This window comes from Candidatus Binatota bacterium, assembly GCA_012960245.1.
Taxonomy (GTDB): Bacteria; Desulfobacterota; Binatia; order UBA1149; family UBA1149; genus UBA1149.
This window is the reverse complement of record DUBO01000016.1, coordinates 1-24,647: the sequence shown is the minus strand read 5'-3', so window position 1 is coordinate 24,647 and position 24,647 is coordinate 1. Positions and strand designations below refer to the sequence as shown.

At 63.7% G+C, this 24,647-nt stretch carries 20 protein-coding genes and 1 pseudogene; 13 read left to right on the top strand and 8 right to left on the bottom strand.

Annotated elements, in window-relative coordinates:
• Window positions 1–94: 94 nt before the first annotated feature.
• Entirely contained in the window at window positions 95–1,405 is a 1,311-nt protein-coding gene (locus EYQ35_02975; protein ID HIF63104.1) for a hypothetical protein, read from the bottom strand.
• Window positions 1,406–1,431: 26 nt separating this feature from the next.
• Between EYQ35_02975 and EYQ35_02970 the strand changes: the two genes are divergently transcribed.
• From EYQ35_02970 to EYQ35_02955, 4 genes are read left to right on the top strand one after another with little or no spacing between them, the layout of a single operon-like run.
• A complete protein-coding gene (locus tag EYQ35_02970) occupies window positions 1,432–2,076 on the top strand; it encodes a TetR/AcrR family transcriptional regulator (GenBank protein HIF63103.1) in 645 nt (214 codons plus the stop codon).
• Window positions 2,073–3,155, top strand: a complete 1,083-nt coding sequence (locus tag EYQ35_02965) for an acyl-CoA dehydrogenase (GenBank protein ID HIF63102.1) — start codon at window positions 2,073–2,075, stop codon at window positions 3,153–3,155. The genes EYQ35_02970 and EYQ35_02965 overlap by 4 nt, the downstream gene beginning before the upstream one ends.
• Before the next feature lie 43 nt (window positions 3,156–3,198).
• A complete protein-coding gene (locus EYQ35_02960; protein HIF63101.1) occupies window positions 3,199–4,425 on the top strand; it encodes an acyl-CoA dehydrogenase in 1,227 nt (408 codons plus the stop codon).
• Between the two features lie 3 nt (window positions 4,426–4,428).
• Window positions 4,429–5,436 carry a hypothetical protein gene (locus tag EYQ35_02955; protein HIF63100.1) on the top strand — a complete coding sequence of 336 codons (1,008 nt, stop codon included), beginning with the start codon at window positions 4,429–4,431 and terminating at the stop codon, window positions 5,434–5,436.
• A gap of 15 nt (window positions 5,437–5,451) precedes the next feature.
• Here EYQ35_02955 and EYQ35_02950 read toward each other — a convergent pair whose 3' ends face one another.
• The gene (locus tag EYQ35_02950) at window positions 5,452–6,048 is read right to left on the bottom strand and encodes a hypothetical protein (GenBank protein HIF63099.1); all 597 of its coding nucleotides are present in this window, start codon (window positions 6,046–6,048) and stop codon (window positions 5,452–5,454) included.
• On the opposite strand from EYQ35_02950, the gene EYQ35_02945 reads away from it, so the two are divergent.
• Window positions 6,033–7,247: a hypothetical protein gene (locus EYQ35_02945; protein ID HIF63098.1), complete on the top strand. Its 1,215-nt coding sequence runs from the start codon at window positions 6,033–6,035 to the stop codon at window positions 7,245–7,247. The two genes, EYQ35_02950 and EYQ35_02945, sit on opposite strands and share 16 nt — an antisense overlap.
• On the opposite strand, the gene EYQ35_02940 is transcribed toward EYQ35_02945, so the two are convergent.
• On the bottom strand, window positions 7,248–8,453 hold the full coding sequence (locus EYQ35_02940; protein ID HIF63097.1) for an MFS transporter: 1,206 nt from the start codon (window positions 8,451–8,453) through the stop codon (window positions 7,248–7,250).
• Window positions 8,454–8,470: 17 nt separating this feature from the next.
• On the bottom strand, window positions 8,471–8,998 hold the full coding sequence (locus EYQ35_02935) for a hypothetical protein (protein ID HIF63096.1): 528 nt from the start codon (window positions 8,996–8,998) through the stop codon (window positions 8,471–8,473).
• Window positions 8,999–9,155: 157 nt separating this feature from the next.
• Here EYQ35_02935 and EYQ35_02930 point away from each other — a divergent pair, with 157 nt between their 5' ends.
• Entirely contained in the window at window positions 9,156–9,899 is a 744-nt protein-coding gene (locus EYQ35_02930; GenBank protein HIF63095.1) for a type 1 glutamine amidotransferase, read from the top strand.
• Between the two features lie 12 nt (window positions 9,900–9,911).
• Here EYQ35_02930 and EYQ35_02925 read toward each other — a convergent pair whose 3' ends face one another.
• From EYQ35_02925 to EYQ35_02915, 3 genes are all read right to left on the bottom strand, one after another.
• Window positions 9,912–10,352: a hypothetical protein gene (locus tag EYQ35_02925; protein HIF63094.1), complete on the bottom strand. Its 441-nt coding sequence runs from the start codon at window positions 10,350–10,352 to the stop codon at window positions 9,912–9,914.
• Between the two features lie 2 nt (window positions 10,353–10,354).
• Entirely contained in the window at window positions 10,355–11,410 is a 1,056-nt protein-coding gene (locus tag EYQ35_02920) for a phosphotransferase family protein (GenBank protein ID HIF63093.1), read from the bottom strand.
• 132 nt (window positions 11,411–11,542) lie between these two features.
• Window positions 11,543–11,809: a helix-hairpin-helix domain-containing protein gene (locus EYQ35_02915; GenBank protein HIF63092.1), complete on the bottom strand. Its 267-nt coding sequence runs from the start codon at window positions 11,807–11,809 to the stop codon at window positions 11,543–11,545.
• Between the two features lie 329 nt (window positions 11,810–12,138).
• Here EYQ35_02915 and EYQ35_02910 point away from each other — a divergent pair.
• A pseudogene (locus tag EYQ35_02910) lies at window positions 12,139–12,336 on the top strand (cold shock domain-containing protein).
• A gap of 182 nt (window positions 12,337–12,518) precedes the next feature.
• On the opposite strand, the gene EYQ35_02905 reads toward EYQ35_02910, so the two are convergent.
• Window positions 12,519–13,280, bottom strand: a complete 762-nt coding sequence (locus tag EYQ35_02905; protein HIF63091.1) for a hypothetical protein — start codon at window positions 13,278–13,280, stop codon at window positions 12,519–12,521.
• A gap of 163 nt (window positions 13,281–13,443) precedes the next feature.
• Here EYQ35_02905 and ligA point away from each other — a divergent pair, with 163 nt between their 5' ends.
• The 6 genes from ligA (at window position 13,444) to EYQ35_02875 (ending at window position 24,438) form a co-directional block, all read left to right on the top strand.
• Complete coding sequence (gene ligA, locus EYQ35_02900; GenBank protein HIF63090.1) at window positions 13,444–15,477, top strand: NAD-dependent DNA ligase LigA; 2,034 nt, start codon at window positions 13,444–13,446, stop codon at window positions 15,475–15,477.
• The gene (locus EYQ35_02895) at window positions 15,474–15,791 is read left to right on the top strand and encodes an acylphosphatase (GenBank protein ID HIF63089.1); all 318 of its coding nucleotides are present in this window, start codon (window positions 15,474–15,476) and stop codon (window positions 15,789–15,791) included. Before ligA ends, EYQ35_02895 begins: the two co-directional genes overlap by 4 nt.
• A 120-nt stretch (window positions 15,792–15,911) precedes the next feature.
• Complete coding sequence (locus EYQ35_02890) at window positions 15,912–17,273, top strand: cyclic nucleotide-binding domain-containing protein (GenBank protein HIF63088.1); 1,362 nt, start codon at window positions 15,912–15,914, stop codon at window positions 17,271–17,273.
• A gap of 4 nt (window positions 17,274–17,277) precedes the next feature.
• Window positions 17,278–18,531: a chromate efflux transporter gene (gene chrA / locus EYQ35_02885; GenBank protein HIF63087.1), complete on the top strand. Its 1,254-nt coding sequence runs from the start codon at window positions 17,278–17,280 to the stop codon at window positions 18,529–18,531.
• A gap of 169 nt (window positions 18,532–18,700) precedes the next feature.
• Window positions 18,701–23,647, top strand: a complete 4,947-nt coding sequence (locus EYQ35_02880; protein HIF63086.1) for a hypothetical protein — start codon at window positions 18,701–18,703, stop codon at window positions 23,645–23,647.
• On the top strand, window positions 23,644–24,438 hold the full coding sequence (locus tag EYQ35_02875) for a hypothetical protein (GenBank protein ID HIF63085.1): 795 nt from the start codon (window positions 23,644–23,646) through the stop codon (window positions 24,436–24,438). The genes EYQ35_02880 and EYQ35_02875 overlap by 4 nt, the downstream gene beginning before the upstream one ends.
• The last annotated feature ends 209 nt before the right edge of the window (window positions 24,439–24,647 follow it).

The following is a 24,647-nucleotide window of genomic DNA, read 5'->3' as shown; positions in this document are numbered from 1 at the left end:
CTCCAATTGCGCACCGACGAGGCGCGCACCGCTACCCTATACACATCATCGTCAACCGGCCAGCCGCGCTGTAAAAGAATTGGCAGGAACGCCCTCAGTGGAAGTCATCGCCAGCCGGTGCGTTTCCGTTGAGATGCCCCGACGCGTCGTCGCTTTCGACCAGGGATTCGGACTCATCAGCCACGCTTTCTTCAACGGCCAGGGCCGCCACGTGGCGCACCATGCCGTTAAAGACCCCCGACACGAAGGCAAGATCGAGAATCGCGCCGTCCGAAAGCCCGGCAGCCCTCAGCCCGCGCACCCGGCTCTCGTCCATGGTGTGCGAGTGCAGGGTAAGGTCGCGCGCGAAGCGCAGGCAGCACTTCTCGGCGTCGGCCAGCGACGACTGGGCACCCTCGGCCGCCGCCACGACGTCGGCCGAGTCCACGCCGCGCTGCTCCAGCCATGCAGCGCAGTTTTCCGAAAAGTAATCGCAGCCCGTTAGCTTGCCGATGACCAGCCCCAGCCTCATCCAGCGATCGCGCGGCATGACGGCCACGGCCTTTTCCATGAGCCTGAGCTGGCCGTCAAACATCTCGGGGCAGTGCTGGAGAACCGTGAAGCCAGGCGGCAACGAAGCAAACCCCAGCTGCGAGAAGAAAAGAAAATCGAGGGCGCGCAGGTTTTCTTCAGGGGGTCTCGCAGGAACCGGCTTGAAGTCCATGTCCATGCTCACCGCGGTGAGCCGCGACAAGAGCGAAATAGCGCCGCGCCTGCCCGCTGCAAAACGACGAACGCTCCGCGGTATTTCCTGGTCGACACCCAGCGAGTTGGCCACCCTGGTAATGCAGTTGAAGCCGGCAGCCACCGAGATCAGCTCAACACGCTGTTCAAGCACTGGCCAGCACCTTCGCAAGGCTAACAGGTCTTCGTCACACAAGTTGCGTGGGTCGGAGGTCAAGCGGGAGGCGAGTTCCATCGCTACGCGAACAGCTTCGGGCAAATCTTCAAGGGCAGCGCTATCGCGCTCGATGGCAAAGGCCTGGTCGCGGTCCATGCCGCAGGCCTGGAGAAACACCAGGTGCGAGTCTACGCAGTAATCGCAGCGAGCCGAGCGCGCCACGGCCAGGGCCATGAGCTCGCGGGTCTGCCGGTCTACCGACCCGTTCCACATCGAGGACAACCAGGAGCGATACAGGCCCTCCATGGTTTCGGGCCTCAGGCTGAAAACCTGCATGAGGTTGGGCACACGCGGAACCTCGCTGCGTATTTCCCGGTAAACACCGGCCAACCGTCCCCCGGCCCGCGCCGGGGGTATCTGACGAATCCAAGCCATAGCGCGCAGGCTCAAAGAGACCACGTTTATACCGCCTGGGTCAACCGGCTTCGTCTCCAAGTGCCCCGAGCTGTGCATCTTTTGACTCATCGCAGCAATAATACTAAACGTTCGGTATGTCGCCGACAAGCAACGGATTGGCCAAGGAAGGAAGGTCGCGCAGCGAATTGCTGGCCACCGCCGCCGACTGTTTTTCGCGCTACGGCTACGCGGGATCCTCGATAGATCGCATCGCCCGCAGCGCGGGTGTCACCAAGGGGGCGATCTACTACCACTTTCGCGATAAGCAGGACCTGCTCGCGGCCACGGTGCTCGACCGCATCGCCGAGTTTGAGCAAAGAGTGCAAACCAGTTGCGACGGCCTGGCCGCCGACGAGGCCCTGCGCAGCATCGCCCACGTGTGCCAGGACCACGCGATGTCCAAAGACCACCCCAGGTTCCTGATAACCCTCATGATCGAGAGCATCGACACCAACGAGCAGGTTTCGGACCAACTGCGGTCCACCATGAGGGGATTCAGGCGCTTCCTTGCCGGGCTCATACGACGGGGACAGCGGCAGGAACTGTTTCGTGCCGACGTAGACCCCGAGCGTGTGGCCTCGGCCTACACCAGCGCCGTTCTCGGAGCGGAGATCCAGTACTACCAGGACCCAGACAGTTTCTGCATACACGACGCCCTCGGTCACTACATCGATACCCTCCTCGTATCGCTCAGCGGTGCCCGCGCGGACTCACTACAAGAAAACGGAGAAAGCAGATGATCGATTTTCACCTCGACGAAGAACAGCAACTCATACGCGACACGGTCGCGGCCTTTGCACGCGAGCGCCTGCGACCAGCCGGTCACGAGGCCGACGAGAGCGGCGAGGTTCCCCCCGCGCTGGCCCAGGAAGCCTGGGAGCTCGGACTCGCGCAGGCCACCATACCCGAGGCCTGCGGCGGCTTCGGCCAGGAGCCGTCGGCCATCACCGGCACCATTATCGCCGAGGCACTGGCCGAGGGCGACCTCTCGATAGCCGCCCACGTGTTGAGTCCACGCCTGGTCATCGACCCGGTGGTACTGCTGGGCAACGAGCAGCAGCAGGCCGAGATACTGTCGGACTACACGGGCGAAGAATTCACCCCCGGGTCTGCCGCCCTGCTGGAGCCCGGCTGGGGAAACAGCGCCTTCGACCTCAAGACCACCGCCGTGCTCGACGGCGACGACTACGTTATAAACGGCGATAAATGCCAGGTCGCGCTGGCAGCGGCGTCGCCGTGGATAATCGCCTACGCGGCCGCCGACAACGGCATCGCCGCGCTGGCCGTGCGCGCCGGCACGCCGGGCCTCGAGATAAGCGAGCGCGAGAAAAACCTGGGCCTCAACGCGCTCGACACCCGCGAGATCCACTTCAAGGACTGCCGCGTACCGGCATCGATGCGCCTGGGAGGCGACGCCTCGGACCTCATCCGTCGCTGTCGCGTGGCCCAGTCGGCCATGGCGGTTGGAGTGGGCAAGGCGTCGCTCGAATACGCCTGCGACTACGCCAAGGAACGCGAAGCCTTTGGAACCATGATCGCCCAGAAACAGGCCATCGCCTTCATGCTCGCCGAGATGGCGATAGAGGTCGACGCCGCCCGCCTGCTCGGCCAGGAAGCCGCGTGGAAACTCGACTCGGGTGGCGACGTGGTGCGCGAGGTGTCTATCGCGAGGAGCTACTCCGCCGACGCGGTGATGATGGTTACCGACAATGGAGTGCAGGTGCTCGGCGGTCACGGCTTCATACGTGACCATCCGGTAGAACTGTGGGCCCGCAACGGACGCGGCTTCGCAATATTTGAGGGCCTGGCATCGGTCTGAACAGGCACGGCCTGACAGCAGAAAAACACGAGGAGACAACGACATGGATTTTTCACTTTCAGAGACAGCCCTGCAACGACGCGAGCTCATACACGCGGTGGCCGAAAACATGATGCGGCCCATCTCTCGTGAATTCGACGAGAACGAGCACAGCGACGCGTGGGATTTTTTCAACACCATGTGGGAGTTCAGCTCCGCGAGTCCTGCGGATGCGCAGATTTCCGGCGACGCGGAAAACAAGAAAAAGGGCCCGTCAGAGCGGACCCTGATAGCCGCCATACAAATCGAAGAACTCTCCTGGGGCGACGCCGGCTTATATCTTTCCATCCCCAACCCCGCCCTGGGTGGCGCCGCGGTCAACGCGGCGGGCACCCCCGAGCAGAAAAAGCGCTTCCTGGGCGACTTTCATTCGGGCAAGCCCCGCTGGGCTGCAATGGCTATTACCGAGCCGCATTTCGGCTCGGATTCCAAGCAGGTGGCCACCACGGCGGTGCGCGACGGCGACGAGTGGGTGCTCAACGGCACCAAGATCTTCTGCACCTCGGGTAAGCGCGCACTCGAAGACTCAGACGGCTTCGTGGTCGTGTGGGCGACTCTCGATGCATCGAAGGGGCGCGCCGCGATCAAGTCCTTCATCGTGCCCGCCGGCACGCCGGGCGTAACCGTCGACAAGCTGGAGCACAAGATGGGCATACGCGCGTCGGACACCGCCGCCATCAGGCTCGAAGACGCCCGCATTCCCGCGGACAATCTCCTGGGGTCGGCCGACATTTCGGACAAGGGCCACGAGGGTTTCAAGGGAGTCATGGCTACTTTTGACGCCACCCGCCCCATAGTGGCGGCCAGCGCTCTGGGCATAGCCCAGGCGGCGATAGACTTCGTCACCGACGCGCTCGTCGAGGCCGGCATCGAGATTCGCTACGAGGCGGGTACGCGCGAAATGACCGTGCTCGAAAAAGAAGTCATCAACATGCAGTCGCAGCTGCAGGCAGCCCGGCTGCTGACCTGGAGAGCCTGTAACATGATGGACCGCGGCGAGCGCAACAGCCGCGAGGCATCCATGTGCAAGTCCAAGGCGGGCCTGGCGGTGACACTCATCACCCAGAAGGCTGTCGAGCTGCTCGGGCCACTGGGCTACTCGCGCAAAAACCTGCTCGAGAAATGGATGCGTGACGCGAAGATCAACGACATCTTCGAGGGCACGCAGCAGATCAACCTGATGATCGTGGCCCGCTCGATACTGGGCTACTCGAGCAAGGAACTTAACTGAGGCATGTCGCGCCGAGTGAAAGCTACAGCGCCGGGCAAGTTGGAGCTGCACGAAAGCGACGACCTCGCGCCGGGCCCGGGGCAGGTGGCGCTCAGGGTGTCTCGCTGCGGCGTGTGCGGCAGTGACCTGCACTGGTTCCACGGCAACGGACCCACGCCCGCCGTGTGCCCGGGACACGAAATGTGCGGCGAGATCGAGTCACTGGGCGACGGCGTCGAAGGACTTCACAGCGGCCAACGCGTGGCCGTCGAGCCGCTGCTCAGGTGCGGCGCCTGCGCCGCCTGCCTGCGCGGCGATTACCACCTGTGCCCACGGCTTGGCCTGCTTGGCATAACCGCCGCGGGGGGCATGGCCGACCGCGTGCTCGCTCCAGCCGAATGCCTGTACTCGCTGCCCGACAGCGTGGACGATTCGCTGGGCGCCCTGGTCGAACCCACCGCCGTGTGCGTGCACGCCGCTCGCCTGGGAGGCATAGGCGAGGATTCAAACGTGCTCGTGCTCGGAGCGGGCAGCATTGGGCTGCTGAGCATTGTGGCCGCCCGCCAACTGGGCGCGCGTCACGTGGCTGTATCGGCCCGCTACCCGGCCCAGAAAGAACTGGCGCTTGCACTGGGTTGCAACGAAGTTATTGACCCCACCCGTGTCACCTCGTCTACCGTCAAACCCGACGTGGTCATCGAGACCGTGGGCGGTTCGGCCGACACGCTGGCCGATTCGGTAGAAGCCGTGGCACCCGGTGGCAGGATTGTCATGGTGGGAGTGTTCGACCACGCACCCGCGTTCAACCCGATGACGGCGCTGATGAAAGAAGTGACCATCACCGCCGCCATGGTCTACAACCGGCCGGGCGACCGTTCGGATTTTGACGTGGCGATAGAGATGCTGGACGAGCGTTCTTCGGACATGAGTGCCCTGGTGACGCATACCTTTCCGCTCGAGCAGGCACAGGCCGCTTTTGAATGCGCCAGCGACAAGTCCAGCGGATCGGTGAAGGTACAGCTGGCTCCCTGAGTACTGGCCAGGCCGTCAGGCCTTCCACAACAGGGGCAACGCGCGCTGCTCCCTCTCAAAAAACGCGTAGCCCGCGCGCCTTCCGGCCACCTCGACAGCGACCACGACATCGGGATCGCCGAAGGTCACTGTCGCCGCGCTGCCGCCGGACTCGGCCCTCTCGAGCAGGAACTCTCCCAGTGCGCCCTCCACGGCGGTGGTCTCCTGCCGTCCCTTGAGCCCGCGCAGGTGAGCCCTGACGTGAAAACTCCGACCGGCGAGCTCGACCCCCTTGTCGTGCATGGCCACGCACAAAGTCTCGGTCACGTCGTCGCGTTCAAAAAGCGGCGAGGCCTCCACGGGCACCACGCGCTGCAGTTCGGTAGCCAGCTCGGGGTTCTGTTCGAAAAAATCCACCACGCGGGCTATTCGATCGCCGTTGCCATCGCGATCCTCGTTGCCGGGCGCGCTGTCGTGGCCCTTGTCGTCCACCATGCCGAGCAGGACACGGGGGTAGCCCGAGGTACGAAACCGTCCCAGCGGGCGCAGCTTATTCAACAGGCCCGCCAGGCGACGCTCACGCAGCACCAGCAGGGTATTCCAATCTCGGGCGTCTGGTGCTCCTTGTCTCATGTCGTGATTCGCGGCGCCTGCTGGACACCTTGGGCCGCGTCGGTTACTCCTTCTGTTCCATGTCTGGTTCGTGTGCAACCCGCCCGCTGACACCCTCGCCCTGCCTGCTCACGGGCCTGGCGCTCGTGCTCGCGTTGACAGGCGGCTGCGGGGCCGGTGGCGGCACGGCTACTGCGCTGCCCGGCTCGGGTCCCGGCGATGGCGACCAGGGCGCAGCCGTACTCTACGTGGCCTCGTCCCAATCCAACAGCGTGGACGCCTACCGACTGGATTCCAACGGCCTGCCCGACGCGCTGCCTTTCAGCAGCACCTCGTTGATCAACCCCAGGCGCCTGACCGCGGCCGGCGACGTGCTCTACGTGGCCCTGGACAACTCGCTGGTCTCGCTCAATCTGGCAGCCGACGGCAGCCTGCCCGCGCAGCCGTCGTCGGAAAGCGACATCCAGCCCGGCGCCAGCTACATGGAAATGATAGTGGCGGGCGACTTCCTCTACGTGGCGGCAAGACGCCGCAACCTGCTGGCGGCCTATCGCCTCGACTCGCTCGGTGGGCTGAGCAGCGTACCCCACTCGGAGGTCTCGAGTTTCGCGGCCGACTACCGCAGCATCGCCATGGCCAACGGTTTTCTCTACGCCGTTGCCCAGAACACGGATCGCATAGATACCTATCTTCTGCAGGCCGGCGGCGGGCTGCCCTCCGAACCCGAGCCCCAGGTTCCACAGACGCTCGTGGGCGACTCGGACGCACTGCTGATTCGCAACGGCATACTCTACGCCACCGACTTGTTTGGCGAAAACGTAAACGCCTACGACGTGGACCCCTCCACGGGGCTGCTCAGCGACCTGCCCGACTCCGAGACTGCCCCCGAGGAGTGGTACACGCACATGGCCCTTTCGGACAACGGTCGGCGCATGTACACCGCCGCGTACAGCTCGGGTCGTGTTGATGTATACGACGTTAACCCTGACGGCAGCCTTCCCGACCTGCTGCCACGGTCTTCTACGCTGGCCGACACCTCGGCGTTCACCAGCCGACTGGCCCTTAACCGGGGGGTGCTGTACGTGGCCCAGGCTGGGCTCGACCGCGTGGACGTTTACCTGCTGGACGCCGATGGCGACCCGCCCTCGTTTCCCAGCGCCAGCACCGATGCCATCGAAGGCTCGTTTCCGGTGGACGTGCTGCTCTACTCCCTGAACTGATTATCCGGACTGGCGTTCGGCCACCGGGGTGGCGGCGTAGTTGAGTATGGGTGCCGCACGCGTGCGCCAGGCCAGGTAGGCAGCCACGCAGACCAGCAGCGCTATGATGCCGCCCACCGCGACGAACACGCCCGACAGCGTGCCGTGCTCGAGAAACTGCTGCACCCCGCGTACCGACAGCGCACCTATGCCGAACACCACCGAGAACTTGAGGCCGTAGCCCGTGCAACGCCAACGGTCGGGCGTGAAGCGTGCCACGAGACTGTTCTCTATGGGCTGCATGCCGATGGCAAAAAACACGTAGCCAGCCGCCGCGACCAACAGTGGCAAGCCGGCCAACACGCTCATCAGCAACACGAAGGGCAGCGCCAGGGCCTGGAAGCAGAGATAAAGAATGCGAAGGTCGTAGCGATCGGCCAGGCGGCCGCCGGCCCATTGACCGAGGATGCCCAGCCCGTAGACCAGCGACGTGGCCACGCCGTGGCCCATCTGCCCTACCCTGGCGTCAAAGTAGGCCGGCTGGGCCACGGTGTTGGCGCGGTAGGCCAGGCCACCGAACGTCATGGCCACCAGCAGTATGAGAAACAGTCGCCTGCGCTCGCCGCTTTCGTGCTGGTCGTCGGCCGTCAGGCTACCCGGTGCGGCCTCGTTGATACTGCGCATGGCCACGAGCAGACCCATCACGAGCAGGCCCGCGCCCAAGACCAGGTAGGCACCGCGCCAGCCCCAGGCCGAGCAAGCCAGCTGGGCTGCCAGCGGCGCGCCGGCTATGCCCACGTTGCCGAACATTCCGTTTATGCCCAGGGCCTCGCCGCGGGCGGCAACGGTTCTCGAGATCAGGCCCAGCCCCGCCGGGTGGTAGAGGCTGGCGAACACACCGACCAGGGCCAGCGACAGGGCCAGGGCCGGGCCCGGGTCGGCCCTCGACACTGCCATCACGGCAAGGCCCAGGCCTATCACCCCCACCCTCACCACCCAGACAGCGCGCAGGCGATCGGCCAGGTAACCCACCGGCAGGCCTCCGGCGCCGAAGAGCATGAAACCGGCAAAGCTCCATCCGAGTACGGTCTCCAGTGCCAGCCCTTCCTCGGCCGCCATCACGACGGCCACGGTCGGAAAAAGAAGCATGGCGAAGTGGGCGCCGAAGTGGCCGACCGCTGTCAGCTGGAGGACGTGTTTTTCGTTGCGGCTGAAAGTCATGTTCACTGCCCGCCGGGCCGGCTTCAGTGCTGGCCGGCGCCCTCGCCCGACCTGGCGCTTGTGGCAACGGCGCGCGCACGCGCCTCCAACGAGTCCTGCTCCTGGCGGGTCCACTCGGCACGGCTCTGCAACAAGCGCGGGGTCTTGTAAGGCCGGGTCGGGGTCAGGTGCAGTATCCTGACGTGATCCACCCGCGAGCCCTTGTAGTGAAACGAAAGGTTGTAGCCCATCAGCATCCTGCGCAGCATGGCCTCCCAGGTGACACCGTGCAGCGACAGGTTGATCGGCCGGGTCAGGGGCTCAAGCGAGCTGTAGGTCGGCCCGCCCACGGCCTTGAGATGACGCATGACGAGATCAGCCGATACCTGGTTGGCAAACATCGAGAGCTTGTCGCCGTCGAGCACCACGTTTATCTCGCTCGAGCCGCTGCCGAAACTGAGAATTTCGAGCTGGGCAGCTGCCGCGGCATGGGCCTGGCCCAGGGAGGCCGGCAGAAACGCTGCCGGCAACAGCAAGGCAAGCAGGAACAGGCTGACAACCGGGGCGCGCATAACCTAGAGCATAAACGCATTCGCGCGAGCGGGCCACCGCCCCCCACCCTGCCGCACTGCTTGTTGGCCCGGGGCCTGCTGGCGCCCCGGCATTGCCGGCTGACGCGGACGCCCCCAGGTGTTAGGCTTAGACTGGTGCTCGAGGCACCGCTCCCACATGCGAAAAATACTCGTCTTTCAGCACGTAGCCCATGAGCTGCTGGGTACCCTGAACCCCCTGCTCAAGGATTCGGGCTTCCGCATACGCTACGTCAACTTTGACCGCGACCCCGCGGCCCGCCCCAGTCTCGACGGTTACTTCGGGCTGGTCGTCCTGGGTGGACCCATGAACGTGGACCAGGTGGACCTCTACCCCTTCCTGGCCGTCGAGGTCGAGCTGGTGGCCGAAGCCCTGCAGCGGGGCATGCCCGTGCTCGGCATCTGCCTTGGCGCGCAGATACTGGCCCGCGCCCTGGGCGCCGATGTGCGACCGCACCACAGCAAAGAAATCGGTTGGTACCAGATCAACCCCACCCCGGCGGGCGCTGACGATCCGGTGTTTGCCGGCATGTCGGACACCGAGCACATCTTTCAGTGGCACGGCGATACCTTCGACATACCCAGCGGAGCCGTGCACCTGGCCAGCTCACCCGACTGCGAAAACCAGGCCTTCCGTTATGGCGACACCGCCTACGGGTTCCAGTTTCACCTCGAAGTAGACAGGCCCATGGTCGAAAGGTGGCTCACCGTACCGCACAACCGCCAGGAAATAACCGATCTCAACGGGGCCATAGACCCCGAGCAGATACGCAGCGACACGCTGCAGCACATCGACAAGCTGCAACGCTTGAGCGACGACACCTTCAGCCGCTGGATCAAGCTCTTCGGGCTTCCTCGCAGTACGGTCTTCTCGTCGCGCTGAAAGACCGGGCGCTCAGCCCTTGGAAACCTCGGTAAGTCGCGGCGGCTTCATAAACATGGCCGCCGTGAGCACGGACTCTCCAAGACAGGCATCCACCGCCGCCCTGACCTCGGGCGAGTCGAAGGCCGGACTCTCGATGACATCGACGAGCAGCGTGCGGGCGGTTTCGAGCGCGGTATCACCACCGCCGGTCTCCGCGGCAAAGTCGCGGCAGCGCGCCGACAGCTCACCCTCGAGCAAGCCCGCCAGTTGGCTGGCCGCACGACGGCAGGCGGCGACCTCGAGTTCGGCCAGTTGCCCGCCCCACTCAAGATAGGCCGAAAGGTTTTCCAGCACGTCGAGCACCGAGTAGAGCTGCAGCCGGGCCGGGCCCTGGCCCAGTGCCGGCAACACCTCGTTTTCGAGCGTGGCCGCTAGCGCCTCGATGATTTTTTCGTGATCGAGCAGCGCCATGCTCAGCTCAAGGCCCCCACTACACCGGCTGACTCGGCCATGATGACCTGCAGGCCGGCCAGTTGGTGGCGAAACATCAACATGCGCACGTCGTTGGTGCGGCCGTCGGCCCAGGCGCGCAGGCCCGTGGTCATGATGGCCGACATCTTGACGGCCGCCAGCAGGTCGTAGAAGGCCAGCCGCTGCTCGTCGATGTCCAACCCGCCCGCCTCCGAGTACATGAGGAGCAGTCGCTCGCGCTCGACCAACAGTCCCGGCATGTCGCTCTGGCCGCGCCATATACGCGAACAGGCCCAGGCCAGGTCTTCCATGGGGTCGCCCAGGTGAGTCATTTCCCAGTCGAGTATAGCGGTGATGCGGCCACCCACGCGCAGAAAATTTCCGGTGCGGTAATCACCGTGCACAAGACATAGCGGAGATTCCCGGGGCAGCCTCGCCTCGAGCTCCTTGAAAGCGCGCGCCATCATCGGCGCAGCACCCGCGCGCGAGCGCTCGTGGTAGCCACGCCAGTTGGCCACCGCCCGCCGCGCGGCGTCGCGGCCGTCTTCGGGAACGCCGTCGGGCCCGCCGAGTTCCGAGAGCCCGGCTGCCTGCCAGTCAAAGCGATGCAGGGCCGCCAGGTTGCCCGCAAAATCGCGGGCCAGCGATTCGCGCTCAAGCGGGTCTTCTATGGGCAGCTCGCCCGAGGGACCTTCGCTGGGCACGGGCACGTCGCCCGCAACGAAACGGTTCACGTAGAACGGAGCGCCCAGGACCTCGGACCCTTCTTCGAACCACAGCAACTCGGGCACGGCCACTGTGCCGTGAACTGCCCGCATGGCCAGTACCTGCGGCCTGAGATCGTAGGGCTCAAGCAAGCCGGCCTCGGGCTGTACCCTGGCGATGAGGCGGCCATCAAAAACCTCGCCACCGGGTTCGATCCAGCGGGCGTCAAAAGAAAAGGTCTCCATCGAGAAGCCCTCGGTGTGCGCCCGGTAGGCAGACAGGTCGACGTCGGTCGCGCCGTTACGCGACGCTATGAACAGCGACAGTGCTTTGAGTTGTTCTTCGGCAGACAAGCCGTTCTCCTCTATTGGCTGGCGGCGGATTCGGATTGAATACCATGCAGCCCGACTCGCCGCCAGCCTATCCGCCAGTCCGACACGGCGATCAACGTGACCCCGGCGGTCGAAGTCACGTCAACCGACCCGCTATTTTTTCTTGCCTGGCGGCGCCACCATCACGTACTCGCGCAGCGAATCCACCGTGGCCGGGCCGATGCCGCTCACCCTGGCGAGATCGTCAACGCTACTGAAAGGAGAGGCTTCGCGGGCTTCGACAATGGCACGGGCCTTGGCCGGTCCGACGCCGGGCAACTCGATGAGCTGCTCGATGCCAGCCCGGTTGATATCGGTCTTCGCCACGGCGTCGGCCGGTGTCACGGCCACGAGGGAAACCGCGAGCAGGCCCACCGCCATGGCCAGCCCCGGCAGCAACCTGCGCCCGGGCGACACCCGTCTGCACGACGAAACCACCACCTGCCTGCTTGTCGTCCTGTTTACTGTGTTGTTCATTTACTTGACCTCCTTGGCCCTTTGCGGGCAAGGAGGAGTATCCACTCAGCGGGGGGTCGCCGGCAAGGTCATTGCTGTAATGAAGCGCCCATATGAACCCCACCCCGCCACGCGGCTGGAACCGAGTAACACCCCTGTCATAAGCTGACCGCCGCTTGACAATTGGGGTCTGCCCTCCTAGCGTCACCTGGTTCGCCCGGCGCAGCATCGCGCCGACCGCGGCAGGGAAAAGTATGCCCCAAGGCCGGGTAAAGTGGTTCAACAACGCTAAAGGTTACGGCTTCATCGAGCAGGATGGAGGCGTTGACGTATTCGTGCACTTCTCCGCGATAGGCGGAGACGGCTTTCGCTCGCTCGAGGAGGCCGAACCGGTTGAGTTCGAAATCTCCGACAGCCCCAAGGGTCCGCAAGCCGAGAACGTAGTCAGGTTGGGACAGCCAGATTCGCCGGAAGCATCGGATTCAGCCGAAGCATCGGGAGATGAGCCGGCTGATGAGAGCAGTGATGGCGATGATGCGGCTGCCGATGACGCTACGGACGGCGACGCTACGGACGGCGACGCTACGGACGGCGACGCTACGGACGATGACGCTACGGACGACGCCTCGACCGCTTAACCGGCCGTAATATCCCTGCAGCAGCGTATCCCGACCGTGCCCGACATGAAGGGCTTCTTGTTGCCCGCACACACGCCGCCACAACCGGTAAACACGTCGACCGGATCGTTGCTCAGATAACCGGCGCCGCGAAACTTGCAGTAGTCCTGCTTGCAGGCCGCCAGCCACTCGCTCACATTGCCGGCCATGTCGTACAAGCCACCCAGGCCGCCCTCGCAACCGGGCATGCTGGCCACCGGGGCGCTGGCCCTCTCGAGCCCTTCTACCGGCTCGCTGGTCGACTGCACGTTGCACCTGCCACTTTCAAACACGTAGCCGTAAGGCCAGCCGCGACCCTCGCCCGCGCCACCGCAGGCATCGATCCATTCGTCTTCGGCACACAAGCGTCCGCCCGACCAGGCGCAGTACTGGGAGGCGCCGAACCAGTTGACGCAGTTCATGGGGTGCAACACGCGCGCGGGGTCGGCCGAGTTGCAGTCGCGGTGGTTGGCCGGATCGCAGGCACCCTCGTCAACGCAGGCGAGATACTGCTCCACGGTGACCTCGGTGGTAGTTATAGCGTGGTCGCCGCCAGGCCATTCGACCCAGCTCGGCATCGGAGCGGGCGGACCGGCGGGCGGGCCGGCCGTGGCCAGCACCAGGCCGGCCGAGGCCAGAAAAACCAGGCTCAGGAAATAAGCCGTAATGCCGTGAGGCGCCTTTGCCACTTGATTGCCAGCCATGTAACCCCCTCCCCCGCCAAGGCGGTGGACATCCATTCATTCTACCCCCCGGGAACCTAGCGTGGCGACCCTTTCTGCACCCCGCCGCCCTATATTCTGCCTGTGCACGTGGTAGAAAACACTGGTGGCACGCAAAGATTACAACGCCGGCAACGAGCCCGGTTCTGCCGATGGACCGGCAGCATCGCGCGCCGCCCGGCTGGCCCGCGAGCTCGAAGAGCACAACCGGCGCTACTACCTGCTCGACGACCCCGCGATAAGCGACGCCGAGTACGACGGCCTGCTAAGAGAGCTCGAACAGCTGGAGGCCGAGCACCCAGGACTGAGCCACCCCGGCTCGCCCACGCAGCGGCCGGGTACTGCGCCGCTCGAATCCTTTGAGCCGTTCACGCACCTGCGGCCCATGCTGTCGCTTGCCAACCTGTTCGACGAGCAGGAACTTGGCGAGTTTCTCGAGCGCGTGGACAAGGGGCTGTCAGGCGAGAGCTGCGACTTTGTGCTCGAGCCCAAGCTTGACGGCGTGGCCGTCAACCTGCTTTACGAAGACGGCCGCCTGCTGGCCGCCGGTACCCGCGGCGATGGCCGCAGGGGCGAAGACGTCACGGCCAACGTGCGCACCTTGGCCAGCGTACCGATTGAATTGCTCGCCGTAGACGGACGCGAGCCCCCGGCGCGCCTCGAGCTGCGCGGCGAGGTGGTGATAGCCAAGGCTGACTTCGCGCGCCTGAACCTGGATCGCGACGAGGCCGGCGAGCCGGTGTTTGCCAACCCTCGCAACGCCGCCGCCGGGTCGCTGCGCCAGCTCGACTCCGCGGTCACCGCCTCGCGGCCACTGGTTTTTTACGCCCACAGCCACGGCGTGTGCGAACCGGTGGGCTTTGAAAAACACTCTGACTTTCTTGCCTGGGCCGGACGCGCCGGGGTACTGGTGCACCCGCGCGTGCGCCGGAGGCAGGGCCAGTCGGCCATACTGTCCTGGTGCCGCGAGCTCGAGCGCGACCGCGAACAACTCGACGTCGACATCGACGGCGCCGTGATCAAGGTGGACAGCCTCGAGCAACAACGCCGACTGGGAGAACTGTCGCGCTCGCCGCGCTGGGCGTCGGCGTGGAAGTTCAAGGCGAGGCAGGCCACCACTCGCCTGCTGGCCATCAACGCGTCGGTGGGACGGCTGGGCACGTTAACGCCGGTGGCCGAGCTGGAGCCGGTAAACGTGGGCGGCGTGGTGGTATCAAACGCCTCGCTGCACAACACAGACGAGATACGGCGCAAGGACATACGCGTGGGCGACCTCGTGGTAGTCGAGCGGGCCGGCGACGTCATCCCCCAGCTGGTCTCATCGCTGGCCGACGAGCGCGACGGCAGCGAAAAGCGCTTTCGCATGCCGCGCAAGTGCCCGTCGTGTCGCTCGCCGATTAAACGCCAGAAGGGAGAAGTAGCCCACCGCTGCAACAACCGCAGCTGTCCCGCGCAACTGCGCGAAACCCTGCGCCACTTTGCCTCGCGCAACGCCATGGACATAGACGGCCTGGGCGAAAAGCTGGTGGCGGTATTCGTAGACAACGGCATGGTGGCGAGTTTTGCCGACCTCTACCGCCTCGACACCGAGGCAGTGGCAGCACTTGACCGCATGGGCGAAAAATCGGCCGAGAAGCTCGCCACCGCGATTGACGGCAGCCGCGACCGTCCCTTGTCGCGCCTGCTCTTCGCGCTGGGAATACGCCACGTGGGCGAGAGCGCAGCGCGCTCGCTTGCCCGCGCCTTCGGCAGCCTCGATGCACTTGCCCGGGCCGACGAACAGGCGCTCGTAGACATAGACGGGGTAGGCCCCGAAATGGCGGCCTCGCTGCTGGCCTTCTTTGCCGACCCGGCCAACCGAACGATGCTCGATGAACTGGTGGCGGCCGGCTTGCGTCCGACTCCCGAAATAACCTTGGCCACATCGGAAGCAAGCGCGCTGTCGGGCAAGACGGTGGTGCTCACCGGCACGCTGTCGATCGCGCGCAACCGCGCCAAGGACCTGGTGCAGGCCGCCGGCGCGACGGTGAGCTCCACGGTGAGCAAGCGCACCGACTATCTCGTTGCCGGCGAAAACCCGGGCTCCAAGCTTCGCAAGGCCGAGCAACTGGGAGTTGAAGTGCTCGACGAAGACGGCCTCATGCGCCTGCTGGGTGGCGAAAGCGCCGGCCCCGATGACCCGGCCGGCGAGCAGGGCGAGCTGCCACTGCGGTGAACGGCAGCGGTGGAGGCAACGCGGGTGAAAGTAACACGGGCGAACGTGTGCGCCTGCACCTGCTCATCAGCGGCCGCGTGCAGGGCGTGGCATTCCGCTACTGCATGGCCGACCGGTGCCGACAGTTGGGAGTGACCGGCTGGGTGCGCAACCTTGCCGACGGCAGCGTCGAGGCCGAGATAGAGGGCGACCCGAAAGCGGTGGAGTCGGCCGTAGCCTGGGCGCGGCAGGGCCCACCGGCCGCGCGTGTGGCCGAGGTCGTAACCGACGAGCGCCCCGTGCGTAGCGGGACGGGCTTCGAAATCGCCTACTGACGCTTGGCGTGGGGCGGCTGGGCGGCGGCCGCGACACCGAGGCAGCGACCAGTACCACCGCGGGGGGGGCCGGACCGCGGGCCTTGATTTATAGCCGACAATCAAAAATGGTTGCGCAACATGAAAGCAGTCTTCATCGTCGGTGAGCAGCGATCCGGTTCCAACCTGCTCAGGCTTATGCTCGCGCAGGCAGGAATCGCCGCGCCCCACCCCGCACACGTTCTTACGCGCATGATGCCCCTGGTGGCGTCTTTCGGCGACATCTCCAAGGACTCCAACTGGCATCAGCTCGTCGATGACTGCTGCGCTCTCATCGAGCGCAATCCCGTTCCGTGGAACCCACTGGAGACGCTCGACCGGGCCGACATCGCATCGCGCTGTCGCGAGCGCTCACTGGTGGCCATATTCGGAGCGATAATGGACACCTATGCCGAAGCCCACGGGCAGGACATGTGGGCCTGTAAAAGCATGGGCTATATCGAGTTCGCTTCCCAGCTGGATGCCTACTTCGGAGACCCGAAATACATTTACCTCTACCGGGATGGCAGGGACGTCACCCTGTCCTTCACCAAGGCCGTCATCGGCGAGAAGCATCCGTATCACATTGCCAGGCGATGGGCTGAACTACAGCGCATGTGCCTGTCCGAGCGCGAGCGCATAGGACCGCAACGGTTCTTCAGCCTCTGCTACGAGGACTTGTTGGAGAACCCTGAGAATATTCTTCGCGATTGCTGCAAGTTCCTCGACATCCCGTTCCGCGAAGAAATGCTCAGCTTCCACGATTCCAGTGATGCGGTGAGCACGGCCAGCAAGAGCCAACTATGGCAGAACCTCGACCAGCCCGTCATGAAAGACAACTCGCGCAAATTTCTTCGCGAGATGAGCGAGGAGTCTGTCCGTATCATCGAGTCCGTCGCCGGAGACGTACTTGACCAGTTGGGCTACGAGCGTGTTTTTACCCAGCCGGGCCAGGAGCAGGTCTTCACCCCCGAAGACCTCGCCGGCTTCGACGAAGAAAACCGGCGGTCCAAGGAATCGCAGAAAGCCTTCATGGACAGCGAAGACCTCGAGCGACGGCAGCACCAGCTCTCACTCCTCACCGAGCGCGTCTACTTCCTCAAGGGGCTCTCCCACGCCGAGATCCTTCGGCTGCTCGCCTACCTCGAAGAGCGGCACTACGAGCCCGGTGACACGGTGATGTGGCAGGAGGAACCGACAAACGACCTGTTCTTCGTTATTTCCGGTTCACTCGAAGTGCTGCAGGACGACGAGGAGATCGCCGTCCTGGCCGACGGCGCGCCGTTCGGCGAACTGGGCTTCATTACCGGAAAGCCACGAACAGCCACCGTGCGGGCGCTGACAACTTCCAGGGTGTTTCACCTGCGCCGGCAGGATTTCGCCGCGCTCGAAGAGAACGACCCCGGCATTGCGGTCAGGATCCTGTGGGCAATCTCCGAGCACCTCATCGTGCGCTTTGCATGAGACCATGACTCCTGCGCCCACCAGCCGGAAAAACCCCCTGCGACTAGGCTGGGAATTCTTCAAGATAGGCTGCGTCTCGTTTGGCGGCTTCATGGCCGTGATCTCCGTGGTCGAGGACGTGTTTGCCCGGCGCCTCGGCTGGATCGAGCAGGAGGACATGCTCGATGGTATCTCGCTTGCCAACGTTCTTCCCGGTCCCCAGGCGGTAAACACGGCGGCTTACGTCGGGTATGGCTGCGGCGGATCGCTCGGGGCACTTGCTTCCGTGGTGGGCATCCTGACGCCCACCTACGTCCTGGTTACGATCCTGACCTTCCTGTACTTCGGAGTCGCACAGGACATGGCGGTGCTGGACGGGTTTTTTGCCGGCCTGATTCCCGCGGTATCGGCAGTGATCTTCAGTGTCGTTCTACGCATGTGGGGCAAGTGCGTACGGGAACCCCTCACCTGGTTACTCGCCGTCGGGTCAGCGGTGCTCCTGTTCGTTTCGCCCCCATCGATCAAGCTGTGGGTCAACCTGGGCATACTCGCAGGTGCAGCGATCGCGGGCATGGCGCTTTTGCAACCGGACGATTCTCCGCCGCCTCCTGGGACACCGTTACCCGTTGCCCGCCTGCTCGCCATGGTTGCCCTGCCACTGTCCCTTGCCGGACTCTACCTCGCGGCCCCTCCCCTTGACCCCGACGGCATCGCCCAGATCGGTCTGACCTTCGGGGGATTAGGCGTGTTGTTGTTCGGCGGCGGTTACGTCTTCATCCCGCTGATCATGGACGCGGTGGTCACAGACGCCGGCTGGTTGACCGTCGCAGAGTTCAACGACGGTATTGCTTTCAGCCAGATGACACCCGGGCCTATCGTGATCTGCGCGGCGTTCATCGGACAGAAGGTAGCAATGGAACAACATGGCCCGCTTTGGGGAATAGTCGGCGGGCTGGTTGCCACGGCGGCTATCTTCGGCCCGCCGGCCGTACTGATGATTGCCGCCTCCCAGGTTTTTGACCACATCAAGGCAAGCCGTCGCGCGCAGGGAGCCCTGCGCGGAATTCGAGCGGCCGTGGTGGGCATGATCGCCGTCGCCGGCGTCATAATACTGGGGAACTCGGTGCCGCAGGGCCAGGTCCCTGTAGCCGAGTACGTATCGACGATCCTGCCTTCGTTGCTGATCATGGTGGTGGCGTTCGTCGCCCTGGTGCGTTTCGAGATCGGGCTTGTCGCGGTTATCCCCGCAGCAGGAATCGCCGGTTGGTTCCTGTTCTGACGGGACGCCCTCGGACCCCGACACCGGCCCAAAAACCCCCACCTGGGGGGGTCGAACCCCTAGACAGGAGGTCGGCAGTGGTGGTAGGGTCGCGGGTCGCCGGGGGGGATCTACCATTAAACTCACCAACATCTTAGTCGCCATCACCGTAACGCTTGCGGCCATCTCCATGGCCGGTATCGGCGACGCCCACGCCGAGCTACTCACCAAGGACCAGCAGAAATGCGTGAGCAGTCTGAACAAGGGTATGACAAAGGTCGACGCGACCGTCGCCAAGCAGATCGCCGGGTGCCTGAAGAACCATGCCAGCGGCAAGCCCCTCAGCAAGTCCGATCCCACTCTCGTGACGCTCGAGGGCTGTGCGATCGCCGACGAAAAAGGAAAGATCGGCAAGGCGACGCAGAAGACGATTGCCGACTTCCAGAAGGCGTGCGTCGGCCTGGACAAGGGGGGCGTGAGCCGCTTCCCCTCTTACGCGGCGACTGATGCCTCGACGGTCAACGGCGCAGGTACAACCAAGGCGGTTGAACTCTCTCACGACATTTTCGGAGCCGATCTCGACTCTGGAGTTCTCCTGACGGCGTTGACGGACAAGGCTGGGGCAAAGTGCCAGCAAAAAGTGTGGAAGGCGGCGACAAAGTGCCAGTCGACCCGCCTCAAGGAATTTACCTCGTGTGCGAAAGCGGCTTTCAAGAACGGGTCGGTCGACAGTGCCGAAGAACTCGAGAATCAATGCCAGGGCGGCGGCGACGCGCCGCAGCCGGACCAAAAGGGCAAGATTGCCAAGGCGTGCCTGGGCGCCAATGGAGGGATCGGCAGGAGCGTGTCGAAATGTGACGAGGGTCTAGATCTCGACAGCCTCTTGCCCGGCTGCACCGCAGAGGCCCACGCCGACTGCGTGGCCGAGGAGGTTGCCATCGACGTCTGCCAGCTGATCAACCAGGCGGACGGACTCACTCGGGATTGTGGCGACCCAACTGAGCTCCAGTACGTGACGGGCTTGCGGGCCGGCGGCGTAGACGCCCCTTCCGGCACCAGCACAAGCCCCAACCCGGGGAACCTGGACACCGTCAGCTCAAACTCCGGGGCGGTGGGAGGAATTGATCCATTGGGGCCCAGCGCGGCGTGGACGGACCTGCTGGAGCCAAGCGGACCGTGGCAGGCCGACTGGACCATCAACTACTCGGGAGAGATCTACGACGCCGATGGCCAGATGGCTTTCCGCGAGGACTTCGACGACAACGTCAAGCTGACAGTTTGTGGCCAAACGGTTCTCGATGATACCGACTGGTGGAGTGAGACCTCAAGCTCGGTAGATTGCGGCGGCGGCGGCTGGCATAGCTTCGAGCTTCGCCTGCACAACGGTGTGGGTGGTGCCGGTGTCGCCAACGGCATCGGCTTCGAATGGGATCCTGCAGGCAGCACCAACTGGGAAAAACCCCAAAACACTGATTCGAACACGGCCGATGTGTTCCGCACGGAAGTGGGTGTGCCCTACAGCGGTGACTGCGCCAGTGCGTCCTGCATCTCCGGCCTGGTCTGCAGCGCCAATATCTGCCACTTATCGCAGGCGCTGGGCGGAGATTGCACACACGCCCACACCCTCTGTCCTGTGGGATCGGCGTGCACGGCGGGCACCTGCCAGATGGAAGTGGCTGCCGGCGGTAGCTGCTCTGCTGCCAGCACCGTCTGCGCATCGGGGCTTTCTTGCTACCAGGGCTTCTGTCAGACAGAAGTGTCCTTGGGCGGCGATTGCAGCGCCGCCAATACCTACTGTCAGTCCGGCCTGATCTGCTCGGGAGGGACGACGTGTCAGGCCCCCTCCGGTAACGATCACCTCCACGTTGACGGTCCAGTGCCCGGGCTGGCGCCGTCCCCGACCTATAGCTTTCGGCTTCGCTCTGTAGGCGTCAGCGAATGGCTTACGCCCTTTGCGTTCATCACCGGCGCCAAGAGCGGGTTGTGCACCAGTAGTTGCAGCAGCAGCGCGTCCGTCCTCGATGCATGCATCCACTCGAACGACTGCGCCACGAATATGTACTGCCAGTACCCTGCCGGTGTCCACGCGAGCGGTGTGTGCAAATACGATTGCGCAGATCAGCCCAGCCCCGCTGCGCAATGTGGTGACGATTTCGGCCATGGCGGTTATTTTGACGCTCTCGCCGGATGGACAAACACCTATATCAACTTTGAAATGCCCTATAACCATCCCGTTGAGATCGAAATTTCCAGGGTGGATGGGACCCTAATCACCACGGGTGTCGTACATCCCGCGCGCAAGGGCACCTCTACGGTGGTCGGTGGCAAAGTGTTCGTTACCATCAGCGATCCAGTGCAAATCACGGTGGATATTGACGGACAAATGGACAGTCAGCATACCGGCTATGGCTACGAGGGGCCTCCCATTCACACCCTCACCATCTTTAGCAACCCGTCGCTTCAGGATCGGCCGCATCCCCTGGATCAGAGAGTTCAGGTTGTTGAGGCAGGAGGAACGAACCTTGCCAGCATCGACCTCAATGGCGATGGATGGGATATTCTCTACTTTGAGCCCGGCATCCACGATATTGGCGCGGGTTTTCCCGTCCACCTGGGAAAAAGCTATTACCTCCCGGGAGACGCCATGGTCTATGGAGCCCTCCGCAACAACGACTGGAACGACGGTAACAACATTCGGATCTTCGGCTCCGGAACGCTTTCGGGAGCGCGCCTGGCGCACCCACTCCACACCACCCCTCCCCTGATCGACCAGACGATGCATAACCCCATCAACATCGCGGGAGCATACGATACATCTGTGGAAGGGATTACCATCGCGGACTCCGCTCACCACTCTTTGATGCTCTATGCAGGCTACGATCCGTCCCAACCTACGGATATTCGCTGGGTCAAGATATTCACCTGGCGTGCCAACGGGGACGGCATCAATCCCTTCGGTAACGTGAGGATCGAGGACAGCTTCATACGCACCCAGGACGACTCGTCCTATGTGGGTGGACGCGGGTTCAGTCGTGTGACCATGTGGAACGACGCAAACGGTACCGCGTTCTTGATGACCGCCGTGGGTTGTACCAGCGAAGTGGGCTGCCATGCGAGTGGCTTGGATGCGCCCACTGTTGTGATTGAGGACAGTGATGTCCTCTACTCACGCGGCGCTTGGGACCTCTGGAATGGCGGTCGCATCTTCAGCATACGGGCAGAGGGTGGAGGTCCAGGCGGTCCCGGTTTGGTCTTTCAGAACATCAAGGTTCACGACCCCTTTCCCACCCTTCAGCCCTTCTATATCCTCACCCAGGCCGGCGATCCCTACAACAACAAGATCTTCAGCTCCGACTCGGAAGAGAAATACTGCCTGGAAGGAGGGGGGACCTGGGATGACGTTGAGGAGACCTGCGCCAATGTCACCGAGTGGAACTGCCTGGCGGCCAATGGGGCCTGGCAGGGCCCATCCACCTGCATGTTCTACGAACAACGATTGCCAGGGGACATTACGGGTATCGTCTTCAAGAACATCGAAATCGCAGCCAACAGCGTCTTGGGCCATCCCAACATGCTCCATGGCCGAGCAGACGCCATGATCTCGGAGCTCGTCTTCGACAATGTGACCATCGGCGGCGAGCTCATCGACAGCCCAGCAGACTTTTGCGTCAACGAATTCGTGGGGGCCCTGACCTTCTGTGATGCCAACAACGCGAACTGCACCACCCTCGCTTCAAGCGGCGATGGGCTGGCCTGTCCCTGCGACCCTGACAGTGGCTATACGTGGCTTGATTGGTGTGACGACCCGATCGACGAGGAGTGCCCCACGTGTGGCTTGACGGTCACCGAAGCGCCGGGGGCTCTACATTTTCTGACACGGGATCTCGGCAACAACAAGTGCCAGGTCACGGTCAGCGGTCAGCTGACCGGTGGCGCCACCGAGGCGCGCATCCGGCTGACGCGTGATGGCGTGGCGTACAGCGCCAGCAGCAGCACCTCGCCGGTGTTTTCGATCACGCAGACCATCGACGCAGAGCTGGCGCTCTATGACGTGTTCATCGAGTGGACCTACAGCAACGATTTCTTTCGCACCGTCGATCAAATCGAGGACATCGTGTGTGGCGATGCCATTCTGCTCGACGGGCAGTCCAACGCTCAAGCTCCTGATCACCACGACGAAAACACCGCGGACAATGGGGTCAACACCTTCGTTCGCAGCTGGGGAACCAGCGGCTCCGCGGTGACGAGCGTGTACGGCTTCAATATCGCCGTCGCTGAGGCCGGCGCCTGGATTGGCTCGATCGGTCAGTGGGGACTTCAATTGGCCAACAATCTCAAAGATGAACATGGTATCCCGATCCTCGTGTTCAACGGAGCGGTTGGCGGAACCCCGGTCGCAGAGCACCTGCGGGATGACGCCAACCCCGAGAATCCAGACACGATCTACGGCCGCTTGCTCTGGCGTGTGCGTCAGGCCGGAGTCGAAGACGCTGTGCGAGCCATCTTCTGGCACCAGGGTGAGGAGGATACCACCATGGCCTACAACACCTATCTCGGCCTCTGGACGACGATGTACACCGCGTGGCTCGAGGACTATCCGAACGTCGAGGGCGTCTTTCCGTTTCAAATTCGCGCGGGTTGCGGCAATCCGACCTGGAGCCGAAACGTCCAACGCGAGTTGCCGACCCTGTTGCCCAAGGTGCCCGCCAGCATGAGCACCACGGGCGTGAGCGGCCATGACGGCTGTCACTTCTACTCCATCGCGTATACCGAGTGGGGCGACCGCATGAGCCGCATCGTCAGCCGGGAGATCTACGGCGTGACGCCCCCTGGGAACATCGACGCTCCCAACCCTCAAAGCGCGACGTGGACTTCACCAACGACGCTCGAGATCGATTACGGCGCTACGGGGGGCGCGATGACGCTGCAGACAGGAGCCGAGTCCTACTTCTCGCTCTCGGACGGTGCGACCATCACCAACGTCGCCGTCGTCAATGCAAAGATCGTCATCACCACAGAGTCGGCGAGCACCGCGACCTGGGTCTCGATGGTGGACGCGGCAGGCGACATCCCCTGGCTGGTCAATGACCTGGGCGTCGGCGGCTTCGCCTACTACGAGTTCCCGGTGACTCCGTGACGGATGATGTGCGCTTCTACGTCAGCGCAGCTCGAGCTTCGTCGAAGAGGACGACCGTGTCCTTGTCGGCGCCATCCTTCTTAAAGAAGCACTACAACATCCCGCCGTCTAATTTTTCCACGAACAACGTGCTCTACGGTGAGTACAGCGACATCTTATGGGGAGACGAAGTCGGTGGTGCCCTGTTTTCGAACTTTAGCTTCGAGAATTTCACGGAAGCGGGTGAGGCCGTGACCAGCCTCGACCACTTCGTCACCAACGCAAACGTCACGGACATGACCTTCACCCCGGCCGCCGTGCCGTCTGTATGTCCCCTGGGGGCCAAATTCCAGTTGACCGAGGGGGACGGGACCGTGGTGCCGGTGGTGCTCGAGGGCGGGCCCAACGCGGCTTGGACGAACCGGGCCGAGCCCAACGGGCCGTGGCAGCAGCACTGGACTGTCGTCTACACGGGGCAGATCTACGACGCCGACGGCAAGATGTCGTTCCGAGAGCACTTCATGGACACCATCTTGCTGGAGGTGGGCGGGCAGGTGGTCCTCGACGACGCTGCCTGGGACACCATCACCACCAGCACGGTCGACTTCGACTACGGCGGCTCGTTCGACTTCGAGGTGCGTTTAGCCAGCGGCTTTGGGGGTGGAGGTATCCACGTCAGCGAGGGCATCGGCTTCGAATGGGATCGGGACGGCGGAACCAAGTGGCGGCGGCCCAAGAACCGGGACGCGAACACCGCCGATCTCTTCCGAACCTGCATCACAGACAATGACGGTGACGGTGTCTGCGAGTGAGAAAGGCCCTGCTTACAGCCTTGGCCGTTCAAGTGGATGGTGCATGGCCGCAGCTCTGAACCCAGTTTCCGAGACTCCATCCGGGACTGGGATACAACCTTGGCAGCGTCTACAGAGGCCTCGCCAGCAAGGAATCTGGGTTTTCCATTCGTTGTCTGAGCGTGCTGGAGAGCCCGACACCGGCCCAAAAACCCCCACCTGGGGGGGGG

Coding starts and splice junctions, on each gene's coding strand:
- EYQ35_02960 (HIF63101.1), top strand. CDS start 3,199: ATGGATTTTTCACTTTCAGAGACAGCCCTGCAACGACGCGAGCTCATA.
- EYQ35_02915 (HIF63092.1), bottom strand. CDS start 11,809: ATGGCGGTGGGCCTGCTCGCGGTTTCCCTCGTGGCCGTGACACCGGCC.
- EYQ35_02950 (HIF63099.1), bottom strand. CDS start 6,048: ATGAGACAAGGAGCACCAGACGCCCGAGATTGGAATACCCTGCTGGTG.
- EYQ35_02890 (HIF63088.1), top strand. CDS start 15,912: ATGAAAGCAGTCTTCATCGTCGGTGAGCAGCGATCCGGTTCCAACCTG.
- EYQ35_02975 (HIF63104.1), bottom strand. CDS start 1,405: ATGAGTCAAAAGATGCACAGCTCGGGGCACTTGGAGACGAAGCCGGTT.
- EYQ35_02925 (HIF63094.1), bottom strand. CDS start 10,352: ATGGCGCTGCTCGATCACGAAAAAATCATCGAGGCGCTAGCGGCCACG.
- EYQ35_02955 (HIF63100.1), top strand. CDS start 4,429: ATGTCGCGCCGAGTGAAAGCTACAGCGCCGGGCAAGTTGGAGCTGCAC.
- chrA (HIF63087.1), top strand. CDS start 17,278: ATGACTCCTGCGCCCACCAGCCGGAAAAACCCCCTGCGACTAGGCTGG.
- EYQ35_02935 (HIF63096.1), bottom strand. CDS start 8,998: ATGCGCGCCCCGGTTGTCAGCCTGTTCCTGCTTGCCTTGCTGTTGCCG.
- EYQ35_02880 (HIF63086.1), top strand. CDS start 18,701: ATGGCCGGTATCGGCGACGCCCACGCCGAGCTACTCACCAAGGACCAG.
- EYQ35_02905 (HIF63091.1), bottom strand. CDS start 13,280: ATGGATGTCCACCGCCTTGGCGGGGGAGGGGGTTACATGGCTGGCAAT.
- EYQ35_02965 (HIF63102.1), top strand. CDS start 2,073: ATGATCGATTTTCACCTCGACGAAGAACAGCAACTCATACGCGACACG.
- EYQ35_02930 (HIF63095.1), top strand. CDS start 9,156: ATGCGAAAAATACTCGTCTTTCAGCACGTAGCCCATGAGCTGCTGGGT.
- EYQ35_02970 (HIF63103.1), top strand. CDS start 1,432: ATGTCGCCGACAAGCAACGGATTGGCCAAGGAAGGAAGGTCGCGCAGC.